General features: G+C 75.4%; 12 protein-coding genes and 1 riboswitch. Of the genes, 6 read left to right on the top strand and 6 right to left on the bottom strand.

The window, feature by feature from the left end; all coding sequences use genetic code 11:
• The first annotated feature begins 56 nt into the window (after positions 1–56).
• Positions 57–1034 carry a LacI family DNA-binding transcriptional regulator gene (locus Ae505Ps2_RS04250; protein ID WP_075309887.1) on the top strand — a complete coding sequence of 326 codons (978 nt, stop codon included), beginning with the start codon at positions 57–59 and terminating at the stop codon, positions 1032–1034.
• A 63-nt stretch (positions 1035–1097) separates the two neighbouring features.
• On the opposite strand, the gene mftE is transcribed toward Ae505Ps2_RS04250, so the two are convergent.
• From mftE to mftA, 5 genes are all read right to left on the bottom strand, one after another.
• Positions 1098–1820, bottom strand: a complete 723-nt coding sequence (mftE, locus tag Ae505Ps2_RS04255) for a mycofactocin biosynthesis peptidyl-dipeptidase MftE (RefSeq protein ID WP_075309885.1) — start codon at positions 1818–1820, stop codon at positions 1098–1100.
• Between the two features lie 130 nt (positions 1821–1950).
• Positions 1951–6519, bottom strand: a complete 4569-nt coding sequence (locus tag Ae505Ps2_RS33090) for a mycofactocin system FadH/OYE family oxidoreductase 2 (RefSeq protein ID WP_249265371.1) — start codon at positions 6517–6519, stop codon at positions 1951–1953.
• 8 nt (positions 6520–6527) lie between these two features.
• Positions 6528–7763 carry a mycofactocin radical SAM maturase gene (mftC, locus tag Ae505Ps2_RS04275; RefSeq protein ID WP_075553423.1) on the bottom strand — a complete coding sequence of 412 codons (1236 nt, stop codon included), beginning with the start codon at positions 7761–7763 and terminating at the stop codon, positions 6528–6530.
• Positions 7764–7800: 37 nt separating this feature from the next.
• A complete protein-coding gene (mftB, locus tag Ae505Ps2_RS04280; RefSeq protein ID WP_043280690.1) occupies positions 7801–8112 on the bottom strand; it encodes a mycofactocin biosynthesis chaperone MftB in 312 nt (103 codons plus the stop codon).
• Complete coding sequence (gene mftA, locus Ae505Ps2_RS04285; protein ID WP_060710386.1) at positions 8102–8188, bottom strand: mycofactocin precursor MftA; 87 nt, start codon at positions 8186–8188, stop codon at positions 8102–8104. Before mftA ends, mftB begins: the two co-directional genes overlap by 11 nt.
• A gap of 264 nt (positions 8189–8452) precedes the next feature.
• Between mftA and Ae505Ps2_RS33095 the strand changes: the two genes are divergently transcribed.
• On the top strand, positions 8453–9478 hold the full coding sequence (locus Ae505Ps2_RS33095) for a GNAT family N-acetyltransferase (protein WP_249265215.1): 1026 nt from the start codon (positions 8453–8455) through the stop codon (positions 9476–9478).
• A gap of 99 nt (positions 9479–9577) precedes the next feature.
• Positions 9578–11164: an ABC transporter substrate-binding protein gene (locus tag Ae505Ps2_RS04295; protein WP_158071540.1), complete on the top strand. Its 1587-nt coding sequence runs from the start codon at positions 9578–9580 to the stop codon at positions 11162–11164.
• Between the two features lie 92 nt (positions 11165–11256).
• On the opposite strand, the gene Ae505Ps2_RS04300 is transcribed toward Ae505Ps2_RS04295, so the two are convergent.
• Positions 11257–11619, bottom strand: coding sequence for a hypothetical protein (locus tag Ae505Ps2_RS04300; protein WP_075309882.1), 363 nt, complete (start codon positions 11617–11619; stop codon positions 11257–11259).
• Between the two features lie 170 nt (positions 11620–11789).
• Here Ae505Ps2_RS04300 and Ae505Ps2_RS04305 point away from each other — a divergent pair, with 170 nt between their 5' ends.
• From Ae505Ps2_RS04305 to Ae505Ps2_RS04315, 3 genes are all read left to right on the top strand, one after another.
• Positions 11790–12176, top strand: coding sequence for a hypothetical protein (locus Ae505Ps2_RS04305; protein WP_075333935.1), 387 nt, complete (start codon positions 11790–11792; stop codon positions 12174–12176).
• Between the two features lie 75 nt (positions 12177–12251).
• Positions 12252–12455, top strand: a riboswitch (cobalamin riboswitch).
• A 130-nt stretch (positions 12456–12585) separates the two neighbouring features.
• A complete protein-coding gene (locus Ae505Ps2_RS04310) occupies positions 12586–15471 on the top strand; it encodes a ribonucleoside-diphosphate reductase subunit alpha (RefSeq protein WP_075309880.1) in 2886 nt (961 codons plus the stop codon).
• The gene (locus tag Ae505Ps2_RS04315) at positions 15468–16556 is read left to right on the top strand and encodes a ribonucleotide-diphosphate reductase subunit beta (RefSeq protein WP_020624607.1); all 1089 of its coding nucleotides are present in this window, start codon (positions 15468–15470) and stop codon (positions 16554–16556) included. The genes Ae505Ps2_RS04310 and Ae505Ps2_RS04315 overlap by 4 nt, the downstream gene beginning before the upstream one ends.
• Positions 16557–16839 lie beyond the last annotated feature (283 nt).

Here is a 16839-nt window from a genome sequence, read left to right on the forward strand (position 1 = left end):
CGATCCATCCCGGATTCATCAGGACGAAACACACCGCGGCACGAGAGGAACGACGCGTGATCAGGCTCGAGGATGTCGCCCGTGCGGCCGGCGTCTCGAAGTCCACTGCTTCCCGCGCGCTCAGCCGGCCCGATCTCGTCGCCGCGGGCACCCGCGAACGCGTCCAGCGCCTCGCCACGGAGATGGGGCTCAGCCTCAACCCGGCGGCACGGGCCCTGTTCACCGGGCGTACCGGGACCATCGCGATGGTCGTCCCGTCGCTCACCAACCCCTACTTCGGCCCGATCCTGGCCGGGGCGCAGCGAGAGCTGTCCACGGCCGGCGGCCACTCGTTGATCTCCTCGGCCGTCGACGGTGACCAGGAGATCGAGCTGGCGGGCGGACTCCTCGGGCACGCCGACGGTGTACTGCTGGTCGCCCCCCGCGCCCCCGAGGACGGGCTGCGCGAGCTCGCGTCCCGGATCCCGCTCGCCGTGATCGACCGACCCGTCCGTGGACTGCCCGCGTTCCTCGCCGACACCCCACGCGGGGTCGGCCGGCTGACCGAGCACCTGCTCGGGCTCGGACACCGGCGCATCGGCTACGTCGGCGGCCCGCACGGCTCGTCGCTGGACCGGCTGCGGGTAGCCGCCGCGACCCGCCGGGTACGGACGGTCGGCGGGCGGCTCGACGTGGTCGGCTCGGAGAGCCCTGATCTGGACACCGGCCTCCGCCTGGCCGCCCGGTGGCCGTTTGCCGACGAGGTCACCGCGGTCGTGGCCTACTCGAGCTACATCGCGCTCGGGCTGCTGATCGGGCTGCGCGAGCAGGGTGTCGACGTCCCGGGCCGGATGAGCGTCGCAGCGGTCGACCACCTGGCCGCGGTTGGGGGCGACGACGGCTCGGACCCGCTGTTGACCGCGCTCCGGGTGCCACTGGAGGAGCTCGGCCGGGCCGCCGCGGCCGCACTGGCCGCGGTGCCGCACGCCCCGCCCGGCGTCACCCGGATCGGCACGGACCTCGTGCCCGGCCGCAGTACCGGCCCGCCCCACTGAGCACCGGGCGCCGGGTGGTGTGCGGAGCGCCGGCGCCGGCTCACCGGGCGGCGTGACCCCGCGCTACGCCGCCGGCGGGCGGAGACGCCCGGTGCCGGGGTCGGGGTCCCAGGCGGTGACCGCCGCCGACGCCGTCGCCGTGATCGCCGCGAGCAGGCGCCGGCCCTCCTCGGCCGACGCCCCGGCCGGGTCGCCGAGCACGCCGTTCGGGCTGACCGCGGCGATCCCCCCGGCCCGCAGCTCCGCGATGACCTCGCGCAGCGGCCGGGTGTCGCCCATCTCGGCGCGGTCGGCGCGAACCGCCCCGGGGTGCAGGTGGGTGAGCAGCGAGGTCTCGTAGCGCCCGGCGTGGGCGTCCAGCGGTACGCCGGGGACGTCGGCGACGCAGGACAGCCAGCCGGCGTCGCGGCCCTCGTGGCGCAGCAGGGTCACCGCGGACCGCAGCGCGGCGACGTTGCCGCCGTGCCCGTTGAGCAGCACCAGCCTCGACGCCCACCGGCACGCCGAGCGGCCGTACTCGACGAGCACGGTGCGCAGTGCGTCCTCCCCGATCGACACGGTGCCGGGGAAGCCCTCGTGCTCGCCCGCGGCGCCGTAGGGCAGCGCGGGGGCGAGGACCAGTCCCGGGTCGGCGTCGTGCAGCGCCGCGGCGACCGCCGAGGCGACGGCGGTGTCGGTGCCCAGCGGCAGGTGCGGGCCGTGCTGCTCGGTGGAGCCGACCGGCACGAGCAGCGTGTACACCGCGGCCGGGTCGAGGTCGGGCCAGGTGAGATCCGCGAGCAGCACGGTCCCAGCCTGCCCGGTCGGGTCCCGGTCCGGCGCGGCGCGGTCACCGCGGGGACGACGACGCCACCCGGCAGCGACGACGCCACCCCGCAGCACGGAGGCCGGTGGGCCGGCGCGCCCGGGGCGGTGGTCACGGCGCGACAGCAGGGACCGGGGCCGGACGCAGGTCGAGCAGCGTCCCCTCGCGGATCGCGGCGTCGAACCGGCGCGGGGCCAGGGCGTCGCCGATGCGGTGCACCGGCCACGGCCCGTCGGCCAGTGCGGTCCAGAGGCGGGTGGCGGGCACGGTGGCCGTCGCGGCGACGACGGCGCCGACCTCGCGACGCTCGGCGCGACCGGTCGGGTGGTGCAGCAGCTCCACCGTGCAGCCCGGTCCTCCTGCGCAGCCCGGCCCCCCTGCGCTCTGCTCACCCCCGCGCTCGCCCCTGCGCAGCACCCCGAGCACGGCCCGGTCGGTGCTGCAGCGGATCCCGGCGGCGTGCGCGCGGCGGCGGAACCCCTCGCGGTCCAGGGTGAGTCCGAGGTCCTGCCCGACGACCAGCGCCGGTGTGACGATCTCGACGGCGTGCCCGCGGGCGGCGAGCAGCTCGGCGACCGAGGTGGCCTGGTGGAACCCGAGTTCGTCGACGACGAGCACCGGGCCCGCGGGCAGGCGCACCCCGGCCAGCACGTCGTCCACGGCGACGGTCAGCCGCTCGGGGTCCCACGGCGGGGTGGCGGGCACCGACCCGGTGGCGACGACGACCGCCGCGGGGTCCAGCTCGTCGACGAGACCGCGGTCGACGGTCGTGCCGTACCGGACCTCGACCCCGGCCGTGTGCACCTCGCGCAGCAGGTCGGCGACGACGTGGCCGAGTTCGGCCCGCCCGGGCGCGGTCGCCGCGAGGGCGAGCCGCCCACCGGGGGTGCCCGCGCGTTCGGCGAGCAGCACCCGGTGCCCGCGTCCGGCGAGGGACGCGGCCGCGGCGAGCCCGGCGGGCCCGGCCCCGACGACGAGCACCCGCCCCGGCGCGGGGTCGGCGGACCGGGCGAGCGGGACGAGCCGCTCGCGTCCCGCGGCCGGGTTGACCGCGCAGCCCAGCGGCAGGTTCAGCCCGACCCGGCCGATGCAGTCCTGGTTGCATCCGACGCAGCGGCGCACCGGGCGTCCGGTGAGGGCCTTGGTCGCGAAGCCGGGGTCGGCGATCTGCCCGCGGGCGACGCCGACGAGGTCGCACTCGCCGCGCGCGAGGGCCGCGGCGGCCTGCTCGGGTGTGGTGAACCGGCCGACCCCGATCACCGGGAGGTCTGCCCCGGCTGCCCGGACGGTGCGGCGCAGGGTCGCGGCGAGGTGCCCGGCGTAGCCCGGCGGGGTGTGCATGGAGGGCTCGATGAGGTGCAGCGTCGAGGTGGCGACCCCGATCGAGGTGTTGAGGTGGTCGACCTGCCCGGTCGCGGCGAGCCGGCGGGCGAGGTCGGCGCCGTCGGCGGGGGTGATGCCGCCCTCGATGCGCTCGTCGACACCGATCCGCAGACCCAGCACCGGGTCCGGGCCGATCGCGGCACGGACGGCGGCGACGATGTCGAGCACCAGCTTCGCCCGGTCGCGGCCCCAGGCGTCGGTGCGGTGGTTGGTGGCCGGGGAGAGGAACAGCCGCAGCAGCGAGGCGTGCGAGCACTGGAGCTCGACGCCGTCGAACCCGCCGGCGACGCAGCGCGCGGCGACGTCGGCGAACGCGGCGACGATCTCCCCGATCCCGGCGGCGTCGAGCTCGGCGGGGACCTCCCGGAACATCGGGTCGGGCAGCGCCGACGGCCCGACGACGGCCGCACGCGAGTACATCCCCGACCCTTGCGCACCGTTGTGGTTGAGCTGGGCGAGCACGCGCGCGCCATGGGCGTGCACCGCGTCGGTGAGGGCGCGGTAGCCGGGCAGCACGGCCGGGTCGTGACCGCGGATCAGCCGCTCGTACGGCCGGTCCGACGGGTGGACGGCGTGCTCCTCGGTGATCACCAGTCCGGCGCCGCCCGCGGCTCGGGCCGCGTAGTAGGCGGTGTGCCGGTCGGTCGGCATGCCGCCCTCGGCGAAGCCGGTGAGGTGGGCGGTGAAGACGATCCGGTTGCGCATTGTGGTGCGGCCGAGGCGCAGGGGGTCGCCGAGCCGGGGCCGCGGGAGCTCCCCGTCCGCGGACTCCGGCGGCGCGGCCCCACCGGCCCCGGTCGTGTCACGTGCCCCGGCGCGGGTCGTGCCGCCCGCCGTCGCGTCTGCCTCCGCCTCCGCCTCCGCCTCCGCGAGAGCGAACGCGGCCCGCCGCCCCTCCCGCACCGCCTCGGCGAGCGTCCGCGGCGCGACCCGGTCCCCCGCGGGGTGACAGCCGGGCAGCGCCGGGAGCGCGTTCTGCGGGAGCCGCGGTCCGCAGTCGACGACGGCCGCGCACGGCACGGTCGTCACCGCAGCGGTGTGGACGTCCACCAGCTCCGCGACCCCGCCTCGCACCGCTCCCGGCCGGGTGAACAGCGCCCGCCGGACACCGGCCCGTTCCAGCCGCACGTTCGCCGCGGCCATGTCCCCGCAGCGGCCGAGCTGGTGCCCGGCGACGACGTCCGGGGTGGACAGCACCACCCGGTACCCGGCCCCGGCGAGCAGCTCCGCGACCCCCGGCCCGGTCCAGTCCCCGAGCGGGTCGACGACGAGCACCGGTGCGTTCCGCGGAACGCGCGCGGAGGCGAGCACCGCGACGACACCGACTGATCGCGCCACCCCCGCGCAGAGCTCCGCCGCGGCGAGCACCGGGACGTCCGCGTCGACCACCGGTGGCGGAGGCCGGGACCCGGTCGCGAGCACCACCGCCACACCCCGCTCCCGGGCGGCGGCGAGCGTCGCGGCGTCCACCTCGGACCCCAGCCGGACGTCGACGCCGAGCCGGTCGAGCTCCGCGGCCCACCACGGTGCAGCGAGCGCGAGCCGGTCCCGGCCGGGCAGTACCGCCGCCGCGGGCAGCAGGCCGCCGAGCCGGTCGGCGCGCTCGTGCAGCGTGACCGGATGTCCGCGCAGTGCCAGCGTCCGGGCCGCTTCGAGCCCCGCGGGCCCTCCCCCGACGACGAGCACCGCCCGCCGAGGCGCCACGCCGCGTTCCGCGGAACGCGGCTCACCGCCCGCGGCCGTGTCCCCGCGCTGTTCCCCCGGGGCATCCGGACCCCGTTCCGCGGAACGGTCCACCGGACCCTCGACGGTGTCCGAACCGCGTTCCGCGGAACGCACCCGTTGACCGGCGACGCCCTCCGGACCGCGTTCAGCGGAACGCTCCGGCAGCCCGGTGTCCCCTTCCGAACCGCGTTCCGCGGAACGCGCCCGAGGACCGGCGACACCCTCAGGAGCGCGTTCCGCGGAACGCGACGGGACCGTGTGCGGCTCCGGGTCCGGGTCGGTCCGTTCGTGCCCCGACCGGGGCTCCAGCTCGTCGCCGACCACCGGGTTGCGCGGGTCCCGAGCCGCGGCGAGGGAGTTGGTGAGCAGGCACGGCCGGATCCGCTCCGGTGTCCCGGCCCGGGCCAGCGCGACGAGCCGCGGGTCCGTGATCTGCGCTCTCGTCATCTCGACGATATCGGCGTCGCCGCTGGTCAGCGCCCCCTCGGCGAGGGCGTGGGTGGCGACGCTGCCGGCCAGGACGACCGTCGTCGCACCGGCGATGGCGCGCCGCAGGCCGCCGCACCGGCCCCGGAGGAACGCCTCGGGCGTGTGCAGGTCCGGCCGGGTCGCGGCGACCGACAACGCGCTCCCGACGACAGGGACGAGCAGGTCCACCCGGTCGGCGACGGCCCGGGCGATGGCGAGGCCGTCGTCACCGGTGACACCGGCCCAGGGTGCGAGCTCATCCACACACAGGCGCACCGCCAGCAGGGGGTCCGGTCCGATCGCGGCCCGCACGGCGTCGAGGACCTCGCGCAGCAGCAGGGCACGGTCGCGGCCGTACGCGTCGTCGCGGTGGTTGGTCAGGCCGGAGCAGAACTGGCGCAGCAGCGAGTGCTGTCCGGCGGAGATCTCCACACCGTCCACACCGCTGTCCACAGCCGCGCGGGCCGCGTCGGCGAAGCCGCGGACCACCGCGTCGATCTCCGCGGCCCCCATCGCGACCGGGACCTCACGGGACACGACGTCGGGCACCGACGAGGGCGCCCACAGCGGGTGCCCGGAGTGCGCGGAGCTGCCCTGCCCACCGGCGTGCGCGAGCCCGGCCAGCACGAGCGTCCCGTACGGCCGGCACGCCGCGACGACCGCCGCCCACCCGGCCGCGGCGGGCACCCGCGCACCGTCCCGGTCACCGTCCCGGTCACCGAGATGCAGCTCAGCGGGCCCGAAAGATCCACAGTTCCCGCTGAGCTGCATCTCGACGCGCGCCGCCGCGGCAGGGCCGGGCCGTGCGGCAGGGCCGGGCCGTGCAGCTTGGCCACGCGGTTCAGCAGGGCCCTGCGGCGCGGCGGTGGGGAAGGCGGCAGGGAAGGCGGCGGGGGCGTAGGCGTAGGGATGGTCCGAGGCGTGCACCGACGCCGGCTCGGTCACGACGATCCCGGCGCCCCCCGCGGCCCGGGCGGCGTAGTAGGCGACGTGCCGGTCGGTGATCTCCCGGGCCGCGTTCCCGAGGTTGGTCTCGTGCGGCCCGAACAGCACACGCGAGGGGGCCCGCCGACCACGCAGGTCGACGGGCCCCGTCAGCAGCAGGTCCGTGGTCAGCGGGTCGCGACCGGCTGCGCCGCGGGCACGGCGTCCGGCGCGAACCCGGCGAGCGGGTTCTCGTCGCACGCCCGGTCCGGCCGGCGCGGCGGCGGGGCGAGCGAGAGCATCGTCGGCTGCTTCGGCGCACGGGAGTTGCGCGGCGCGGAGCGCGAGTGGTCCACGTCGGACTTCGGGATCACCGCGTCGGAGGAGCGCGCGGCCAGCATCGCCTCGCCGTAGCCCTGCACGCACTCCGGGTCCGGGCCGTCGAGCGGCAGGCCGGTGAAGAACTTCGCCGCCATGCAGCCGCCCTGGCAGGAGTCGTAGTGCGAGCACGAGGCGCAGGCCCCGCCGGTCTGCGGCTGGCGCAGCTCGGTGAACAGCTCGGAGTGCTCCCACACCTCCTTGAAGCCGCCCTCGTCGCGGACGTTGCCCGCCAGGAAGTTCTCGTGGATCGCGAACGGGCAGGCGTAGACGTCGCCCACCGGGTCGATCAGGCAGACCACGCGGCCCGCGCCGCACAGGTTCAGCCCGGGCAGGGCCTCGCCGTAGGCCGACAGGTGGAAGAACGAGTCACCGGTCAGGACCTGGTCGCCGTTCGCGACCAGCCAGTCGTAGAGCTGCTTCTGCTGGGCCTGGGTCGGGTGCAGCTCGTCCCAGACGTCGGCGCCGCGGCCGGACGGGCGGAGACGGGTGATGCGCAGCTGGGCGCCGTACTTGTCGGCGATGGCCTTGAACTCGTCGAGCTGGTCGACGTTCTCCCGGGTCATCACGACCGAGGTCTTGGGGTGCTTGAAGCCCGCCTCGGCGAGGTTCTCCAGCGCGGTGATCGCGGTGTCGAACGAGCCGGGGCCCCGCACGTAGTCGTTGACCTCGGCCGTCGCGCCGTCCATCGAGATCTGGATGTCGACGTAGTCGGTCGCGGCGAGCTGCGCGGCACGGGCCTTGTCGAGCTTGACGCCGTTGGTGGAGAACTTGACGCCGACGTCGTGGGCGATGGCGTAGTCCAGCAGCTCCCAGAAGTCCGGGCGCACGGTCGGCTCGCCGCCACCGATGTTGATGTAGAAGACCTGCATGCGCTGCAGCTCGTCGATGACGGCCTTGGCCTCGGCGGTGCTCAGCTCGCGCGGGTCGCGCCGCCCCGAGCTGGACAGGCAGTGCACGCACGCGAGGTTGCACGCGTAGGTGAGCTCCCAGGTCAGGCAGATGGGCGAGTTCAGGCCGTACTGGAAGTGGTCGACCAGCTTCACGGGCACCTCACTGTGGTGGTCGGCGGGGCGGGCGGGACTAGCGGGCGACGATCGTGCGGGACTTCAGCAGTCCGGCGAGGGCACGCAGGTAGGCGTCGTGCTGGGCCTCGGGGACGTCGGCGGCCACGACGGCCGACCGGGCGTCCGGCTGGTTCTCCAGGTCGCGCACGACCGAGACCAGCTGGGGCGTCTTGAGGAAGGACAGCTTGCGGGTCACGAAGTCGTACACCAGGGCGCCGAAGGGCTCCGGACGCAGCGAGACGCTCTCGCTGAGCCGGTACGGTGCCGCGGGGTCGAAAGCCCCCGCGGCACCGTCCGGAACCGTGGTGTCGAGGGGCTTAGTAGACACCGCACATGCCGTCGATGGAGACCTCCTCGACGAGGGTCTCCTCGGTCAGGGCGTCCTCGTTCTGGTGCTCACTCATGCGCAACCTCCGCTGGATCCGACTCTCGGCGAGAGAGGTGGTGAACCGCCCCGCCGGCCGGCGGTGGCAGCGGATCGGACGCTATTGGCACCCGGTGCCGGAAATCAATACTCGACATCCACGCCCGTCCGTTCGGACGGGCGGGCAGGCTGTCTCCCATGACGGTCGGGACGGTCCTGCTGCACCTCTGCACCCCGGGTGAGTGGCGGAGGTGGCTCGACACCGGAGCCGTGGCTCCCCCCCTCCCTCGACGAGGTCGGGTTCGTGCACCTGTCGACGCCCGACCAGGTCGCCCTGCCCGCGCAGCGCCTGTTCGCCGGCCGGTCGGACCTGGTCCTGCTCGTCCTCGACCCGGCCCGGATCGACGGCGCCGGGATCGACGTCCGGTGGGAGCCGGGCGTGCCGACCGACCCGGCGTCGATGCGGTTCCCGCACGCCTACGGGGCGGTGCCGGCGTCGGCGGTGCTGATGGTGCTGCCCTACCGGCCCGGCCCGGACGGCTTCGCCGCCCCGGAGGTCCCCGAACCCGGCGCAGCGGCGCGGGCGATGGGGTTCGAGCCGTCGATGCTGCGCCGCGGCGCGAGCGCGGAGGAGCCCGTGACCGGCGGCGTCGCGGTCCGGACCGACGCCTGGCCGGTGTCGCGGATGCACAACCGGCTGCTGCTCGACCGTCCTGACCGGACCGATCCGGCCACCGTGCTCGCCGAGGCCGACCGGGCGCTCACCGCGCACGGCCTGCACCCGAACGCGCTGCTGTGGGGACCGGGCGCGGACGAGCTGGCCGACGGCCTGCGCGCCGCCGGGTGGTCGGTCGCGGCGAACGAGGCCATGACCGCCCCCACCACGACCGGCGCGCCCCCGGACACGGCGACGGTCACCGAGCTGGACCACCACGAGCTCCGCGGGTTCCGGCGCGCCTCCTGGGCCCGGGACCTGCCCGGCACCGGACCCGAGGACCTCGGCCAGCTGGTCGACCGCGACACCGGCGACGACCGGGTGCTGGCCCTGCACCGCCTCGCCGTCGTCGTCGACGACCGGGTGGTGGCGGCCGCGACGCTGCGCCGCGACGGTGCGACGGCCTGGCTCGACGCCCTGGAGACCGACCGGGCCCACCGCGGCCGGGGGCACGGCCGGGCGCTGCTGGCCCGCTCCCGCGAGCTCGCCGCCGAGCACGGCTGCGACCTGCTCGCACTGGGCGCCGGCGTCGACGACTGGCCACGGGACTGGTACCGGCGCAGCGGGTTCACGCCGGTCGGCACCCACCTCGAGGCCGCCGGCCCGCGCCGGTGATCTCTCCGGGTCGGGCACGCCCTGTCCTGAGCCCGCCCGGCACCCGCGGAGGTCCCTCCCCGCCGCCTCGGCCGTGACCGCACCGGGCACCCTGTGGTCGTGCAGTTGAGCCGTCGATCGTTCCTGCGGGCCGCCGGTGCGACCGCGGCGCTGGCGGGGATTCCGGCGCTGGCCGCGTGCGGGGCCCCGGCCGACACCACCGCCCCTCGGCTGGTGGCCGCGTTCGCCGGTGACGGCCCGCTCGGCGTCCCGGACCCGCACGTGGTGTGGCGGCCGGTGGACCGGGCGCGGGCGGCGGCCGTCGCGGACACGCTGCTGGTCTGGGACCAGGACATGACCCCACGGCCGCACCTGGCCGCGTCGGCGGCGCCGGACCGGACGGGGACGAGATGGCGGATCCGGCTGCGCGACGCCCCCGCCCACGACGGGCGCCCGCTGACCTCGGCCGACGTGCTGGCGTCGCTGCGCCGGATCACCGATCCCGCCACCGGGGCGACGGCGGCACCGTTGCTGGCCGGGCTCGACCTCGCCGCCAGCCGGGCGGTCTCGGCGTCGGAGGTGGAGCTGGTGCTCGGCGCCCCGGACTTCCTGTTCGGCCTCGTCCTGGGCTCGCCGGGCACCGGCATCGTGCGCGACGGCCGCGGCACCCCGCCGGTGGGCACCGGAGCGTTCCGCTGGCTGCCCGGGTCCCCGGACGCGCTCTACCGGCACGACGGCCACTGGCTGGGCGCGGCGCGCTCGCCCGCCGTGGAGTTCGTGGTGGACGACGACGAGGAGAACCGCTACCAGTCCCTCGTGGACGGTCACGTGCACTGGGCGCACGACCTGTTCCCGCACAGCGCGCGCCGGCTGCTCGGGCGGGTCGGCACGACGGTGGTGTCCGCGCCGGGCTCGGCGACCCGCTTCCTCGACGTCGGCCCGGCCGGGTCGGCCCCCGGCACCGGTACGGCGGGCGGCACGACCGCCGGGGCGTCCGGCGACGTGCTCGGCGATCCCCGGCTGGCCGAGGCGGTCCGGCTCGGCATCGACCGGACCGAGCTCGTCCGCGAGGTGCTGCTCGACCTCGCCGAGCCGGGCGACGACCTGTTCGGCCCGGGCCTGGCGTATCACCCGGCCGGGTTCGCGCCGGTGGAGCGCGACGTCGCCCGCGCGCGGGAGCTCGTCGCGGCGGCGGGCGCGGACCGGCTGGAGGTGCCGCTGCTGTTCGACCCGTTCGACCCGATGTCGCGCCCGGCCGCCGACACCGTCGTGGAACAGCTCGCCGAGATCGGGCTGACCTGCACGCCGCGCGAGCCGGACCCGCCCGACGCCGTCCCGACCCCGGGCATCCGGTTCCGCCGGGCCGCGGCGACCCCGCTCCCGCTGTACCTGCGCGCGACCGCGGGCCCGGACCCCGCCGACGACGCCCCGCCCGCCGCGACCGCGGGCGACGACGGCGCGCCGGCCGCACCGGCCGCGGCGGGACGGGCCGACGTGCGTGCCCTGCTCGCCACCGCGCGCGGGGTGCCCGACGAGGCGCGCCGGGTCGAGGCCCTGCGACGCGCCCAGCTCCTGCTGCGCGACCGCTCGACCGTCTGGTCCTCGGGCGACGAGCACGTCGGCGTCTCCGCCGACCTGACCGGCGTCGAGCCCGCCCGGCCCGACACCGCCACCTGGGCCCGGTTCCACCGGCTGCGGATGGGGTGACCCGCTGCGGGCGGGGCTCGGAACCGCTCCCGGCCGCAGGACGGGCGTGCGCAGCCGGGCCAGGGGCCCGGCCGCGCACGCCCCGCCGGGCCTCAGGCGCCGGCGTGCTCGCGCAGCAGCGCCGCCGTCTCGCGGGTGACCTCGGCGTGCAGCCGACAGTGCTCGTGGTGGTCGGCGTGGGCGCCGCAGGCCGCGGCGGACGCCTCGCAGGCCAGCGCGGCGGCCGAGGCGGCGGCCTCGCCGACGGCCTTGTCCCCGGTGCGGCGGCCGAGCACGGCCGCGGCGGCGGTGCAGAGGTCGGCGGCGTCGAGCGCCAGCAGGACCTCGGTCTCCATCCCGCCGGAGGCGACCATCGCCGAGGCGCAGGCGGTGCTCGCGCGGGCGGCGTCGTGCAGCTTCTCGACGACGACGGCCGGGGTGGTGACGCCGGCGGCGTCCAGGACGTGGTGGCTCACGGGATCTCCCTGTCGATGGTGGAACGGTCGGCGGCGGAGTACCCCACGGCGGGCCCTGCCTACCCGCCGCGCCTCGTCGACCACGACCGTCCGCCGGGCCGGTGCCGCCGGACACCCGTCGTCGCCGTGATCACCTGAACAGTTCGTCAGGTGTCACGTAGGGTCGGGGCGTGTCCGCCCTCCCCGCCGTCACCGCCTGCCGGGGGTGCTGCTGCGGCTCCGGCCGCAAGCACCCCGGCCTCGACCGCGACCACCACGACCGGCTGCTCGACCGGCTGACCGACGGCCTGGCCGGGCACGCCCGGCTGCGCACCAGCGAGTGCCTGGGCCCGTGCGCGGACTCCGACGTCCTGGTGGTCGCCCCGGCGCCCGGGGCCCGCCGGGCGGGCGCCCGCCCGGTCTGGCTCCGTGCGGTCCTGGACGCCGCGACCACGGACGCGGTCGCGGCCTGGGTGCGCGCCGGCGGGCCGGGCCTCGCCGCCGTCCCGCCCGCACTCGCGGGGCACGTGTTCACCCCCGGCCCCCGGGCGACGGCCGAGGGACGGGCGGCGGGCTGACCCCGGACCGCCGGTCACCGAGGGGGGTCGCATCCGCACCGATGGGGGGATGGAGTAGCTCTGCCCACAAGATGTAGTGTCCGGATCACTGGTGGTTCACCGGCCCGCCCGGGCCGGTGAGGCAAGAGGGAACCCGGTGGGAATCCGGGACTGCCCCGCAGCGGTGAACGGGAACGACCGCCGTCAACAGCACTGGGAGTGATCCCGGGAAGCGACGGCCAGTAGGTGTGAGCAGTGCGCCCGTGAGTCCGAAGACCTGCCACCGGTGCGCGTACCGACCGGTGCGCGCTGCTCCGGGGCCTCGTGGGACGGCGCCAGGGTGCGGTGGGCCGCCGACGGCACGGGACCCGCCGCCTCCTCGCACCGCGCCCGCCCCCGGAGGCGACGGCGACTCGCGAGGAGAGAGCCCGTGACGGCTTCCACCGCTGCACCGGCAACAGCACCCCCGGCCCTGCGCGTCATCCGGCGCGACGGCTCCGAGACCGGGTTCGACGCCACGAAGATCTCGGTGGCGACGACCAAGGCGTTCCTGGCGGTCGAGGGGGACTCGGGCGCGACGTCGTCGCGGCTGCACCACCTCGTGGCCGGGCTGACCGACCAGGTCGTCGCGGCGCTGACCCGGCACCCGGCGCACGCCGTGCACGTCGAGCAGATCCAGGACCAGGTCGAGCTCGCCCTGATGCGCGGCGGCCACCACAAGGTCGCCCGTTCCTACGTGCTCTACCGCGAGCAGCAGGCACGGGCCCGGGAACGCGACGGCGGGGACAGCGTGTCGGACGCACCGGTCGTGCACGTCACCGGGCCCGACGGCAGCCGGACCCCACTGGACCGTGACCGGGTCGCCGCGGTGCTCGGCGAGGCGTGCGACGGCATCGACGACGTCGCGCCGGAGCCGGTGCTCGCCGAGCTGGACCGCACCGTCTACGACGGCATCACCGCCGACGAGCTGGCCCAGGCCCTGGTCCTGGCCGCCCGCACCCTGGTGGAGCGCGAGCCCGCCTACTCCCTGGTGGCGTCCCGACTGCTGCTGGACCGGCTCCGCGCCGAGGCCGTCTCCCACCTGGCGGGCACCCGGGAGACCCCGGACCACGCGACGATGACCGAGCGGTACGCGTCCTACACGAAGGACTACCTGCGCCACGCCATCGCGATCGGCCTGGTCGACCCCGAGCTCGCGACCTTCGACCTGGACCGGGTCACCGCCGCCCTCCGCCCGGACCGTGACCTGCAGATCGGCTTCCTCGGCCTGCAGACCCTCTACGACCGCTACTTCCTGCACGAGCGCGGCGTGCGCTTCGAGCTGCCGCAGGCGTTCTTCCTGCGGGTCGCGATGGGGCTGGCGGTGCGCGAGATCGACCGCGAGGCCCGGGCGATCGAGTTCTACGAGGTCCTGTCCAGCTTCGACTTCATGGCCTCGACCCCGACGCTGTTCAACTCCGGCACCACCCGGCCGCAGCTGTCGTCGTGCTTCCTCACCACCGTCGACGACGACCTGGAGTCGATCTTCGGCGGGTACCGGAACAACGCGCTGCTGGCCAAGTACTCCGGTGGGCTCGGCAACGACTGGACCCCGGTCCGCGGCCTCGGCGCGCACATCCGCGGCACCAACGGCGTCTCCCAGGGGGTGGTGCCGTTCCTCAAGATCGCCGGGGACACGGCCGTCGCGGTGAACCAGGGCGGCAAGCGCAAGGGCGCGGCGTGCGCCTACCTGGAGACCTGGCACGTCGACATCGAGGAGTTCCTCGACCTGCGCAAGAACACCGGCGACGACCGCCGCCGGACCCACGACATGAACACCGCGAACTGGGTGCCCGACGAGTTCCTGCGCCGCGTGCAGGCCGACGCCGAGTGGACACTGTTCTCCCCGGACGAGGTGCCCGACCTGCACGACCTCTACGGCACCGCGTTCGCCCAGCGGTACCGCGAGTACGAGGCGGCCGCGGCGCGCGGCGAGATCCGGGTGCACCGCACGGTGCGCGCGGTCGAGCTGTGGCGGCGGATGCTGACCATGCTGTTCGAGACCGGGCACCCGTGGATCACGTTCAAGGACCCGTGCAACCTGCGCAGCCCGCAGCAGCACGCGGGGGTGGTGCACTCGTCGAACCTGTGCACCGAGATCACCCTGAACACCCGCGCCGGCGACGAGGGCGAGGTCGCGGTCTGCAACCTCGGCTCGGTGAACCTCGCCGCGCACGTCACGCGCGACGGGCTCGACGCGGACAAGCTCCGTCGCACGGTGACGACCGCGGTGCGGATGCTCGACAACGTCGTGGACATCAACTTCTACACGATCCCCGAGGCCCGCCGGTCCAACCTGCGCCACCGCCCGGTCGGCCTGGGCATGATGGGCTTCTCCGACGCGCTGTTCGTCCAGCGCATCGCCCCCGCGAGCGACGCGGCCGTCGAGTTCGCCGACACCTCGGCCGAGCTCCTGAGCTTCCACGCGATCACCGCGTCGTCGGACCTGGCGGTCGAGCGCGGCCGCTACGCCAGCTTCGACGGGTCGCTGTGGAGCCGCGGGATCCTGCCGCTGGACTCGCTCGACCTGCTGGCCGCGGCCCGCGGCGACGGCGAGCTCGAGATCGACCGGTCGTCCACGCTGGACTGGGACACACTGCGGGAGAAGGTCCGCACCCAGGGGATGCGCAACTCCAACGTGCTCGCGATCGCCCCGACGGCGACGATCTCGAACATCTGCGGGGTCGGGCAGTCGATCGAGCCGATCCACCTCAACCTGTACGTGAAGTCCAACATGTCCGGCGACTTCACCGTGATCAACCCGCACCTGGTCCGCGACCTCAAGGAGCGCGGGCTGTGGGACGAGGTGATGGTCGCCGACCTGAAGTACTTCGACGGGTCGCTGGCCGAGATCGACCGGGTCCCCGCCGACCTGAAGGAGCTCTACGCGACCGCGTTCGAGATCGAGCCGAGCCGGCTCGTGGCCGCGGCGTCGCGCCGGCAGAAGTGGCTCGACCAGGCCCAGTCGTTGAACCTCTACCTGGCCTCCCCCAGCGGCCGTGCCCTGGACGAGCTCTACCGCCTGGCCTGGCGTTCGGGCCTCAAGACCACCTACTACCTGCGCACCCGCGCGGCGACGGCCGTCGAGAAGTCCACCCTCACCGGCACCGACGGCCGACTGACCGGCGTGCCCAGCACCCCCGCGGCCGCCCCGGCCCCGGCGGCCCCGGCGCCGTCGCCCGCGGCGACCGTGCCCGCGGTCCCCGTCACCGCCCCCGATCTCGACCCGGGCGCCGCCTGCTCGGTCGACGACCCCGACTGCGAGGCCTGCCAGTGAGCACCCCGACCACCGACCGCCACACGGGCGCCGACACCAGCGGGCTCGGCGAGATCGCCCGCGGCGCCGCCCCGATCGACGCCGACGACAAGCGCATGATCAACGCGCGGGCCGACGTCAACCAGCTCCTGCCGCTCAAGTACACCTGGGCCTGGGAGAAGTACCTGGCCGGCTGCGCCAACCACTGGATGCCGACCGAGGTCGCCATGCAGGCCGACATCGCGCTGTGGCGCTCCCCCGGCGGCCTCACCGACGACGAGCGCCTGATGCTCACCCGCAACCTCGGCTTCTTCGCCACCGCCGAGTCGCTGGTCGCGAACAACATCGTGCTCGCCGTCTACCGCCACCTCACCAACCCCGAGTGCCGGCAGTACCTGCTGCGGCAGTCGTTCGAGGAGGCGGTGCACACCCACACGTTCCAGTACGTGTGCGAGTCCCTCGGGCTCGACGAGGGCGAGCTGTTCAACGCCTACCGGACCGTCCCGTCGATCACCGAGAAGGACGCCTGGGCGCTGCGCTACACCCAGGCGCTGTCCGACCCGGACTTCCGCACCGGCACCCCGGAGAACGACCGCGCGTTCCTGCGCGACCTGGTCGCCTTCTACGTGGTGTTCGAGGGCATGTGGTTCTACACCGGGTTCGCCCAGATCCTCGCGCTCGGCCGGCGCAACAAGATGGTGGGCATCGCCGAGCAGTACCAGTACATCCTGCGCGACGAGTCGATCCACCTGAACTTCGGCATCGACTGCATCAACCAGATCAAGATCGAGAACCCGCACCTGTGGACCGCGGGGTTCGTCGCGGAGATCCGGACGATGCTGCGGGAGGCGTGCGAGCTGGAGGTCGCCTACGCCCGCGACACCATGCCCCGCGGGATGCTCGGGCTCACCGCCGAGTCCTGCGAGCGGTACCTGCGGTTCATCACCGACCGGCGCGCCGAGCAGATCGGGCTCGCCCCGCTGTTCGGAGAACCGGAGAACCCGTTCCCGTGGATGAGCGAGGCGATGGACCTGCGCAAGGAGAAGAACTTCTTCGAGACGCGGGTGACCGAGTACCGCACCGGGGGCTCGCTGGACTGGGACTGACGGCGGAGCGGACGGGCCGGCCGACGTCGGTCCGTCCGCTCATGCGTTCAGGCCGACCTACCCGAAAGGTGAGGGATCTTCCGGGCACCGCCGCAGCAGCGTCGCCAATCACCGGCAGCAGCCATGACACCGCGGCTGCGGTGGGCGCACGGTGGCCGCGATCGCGCCGCCCGCTCCGGGCGGCCCCGACGCCGGGAGTCCGTCGATGTCCGCCCCCCAGCCCGTCCCCACCGGGGCCCCCTCCCCCGCCCGCCGGTGGCGTGCCGCCCTCGACCGCCACGAC

Origin of the sequence: Pseudonocardia sp. Ae505_Ps2 (genome assembly GCF_001932425.1) — a bacterium.
Classification (GTDB): Bacteria; Actinomycetota; Actinomycetes; order Mycobacteriales; family Pseudonocardiaceae; genus Pseudonocardia.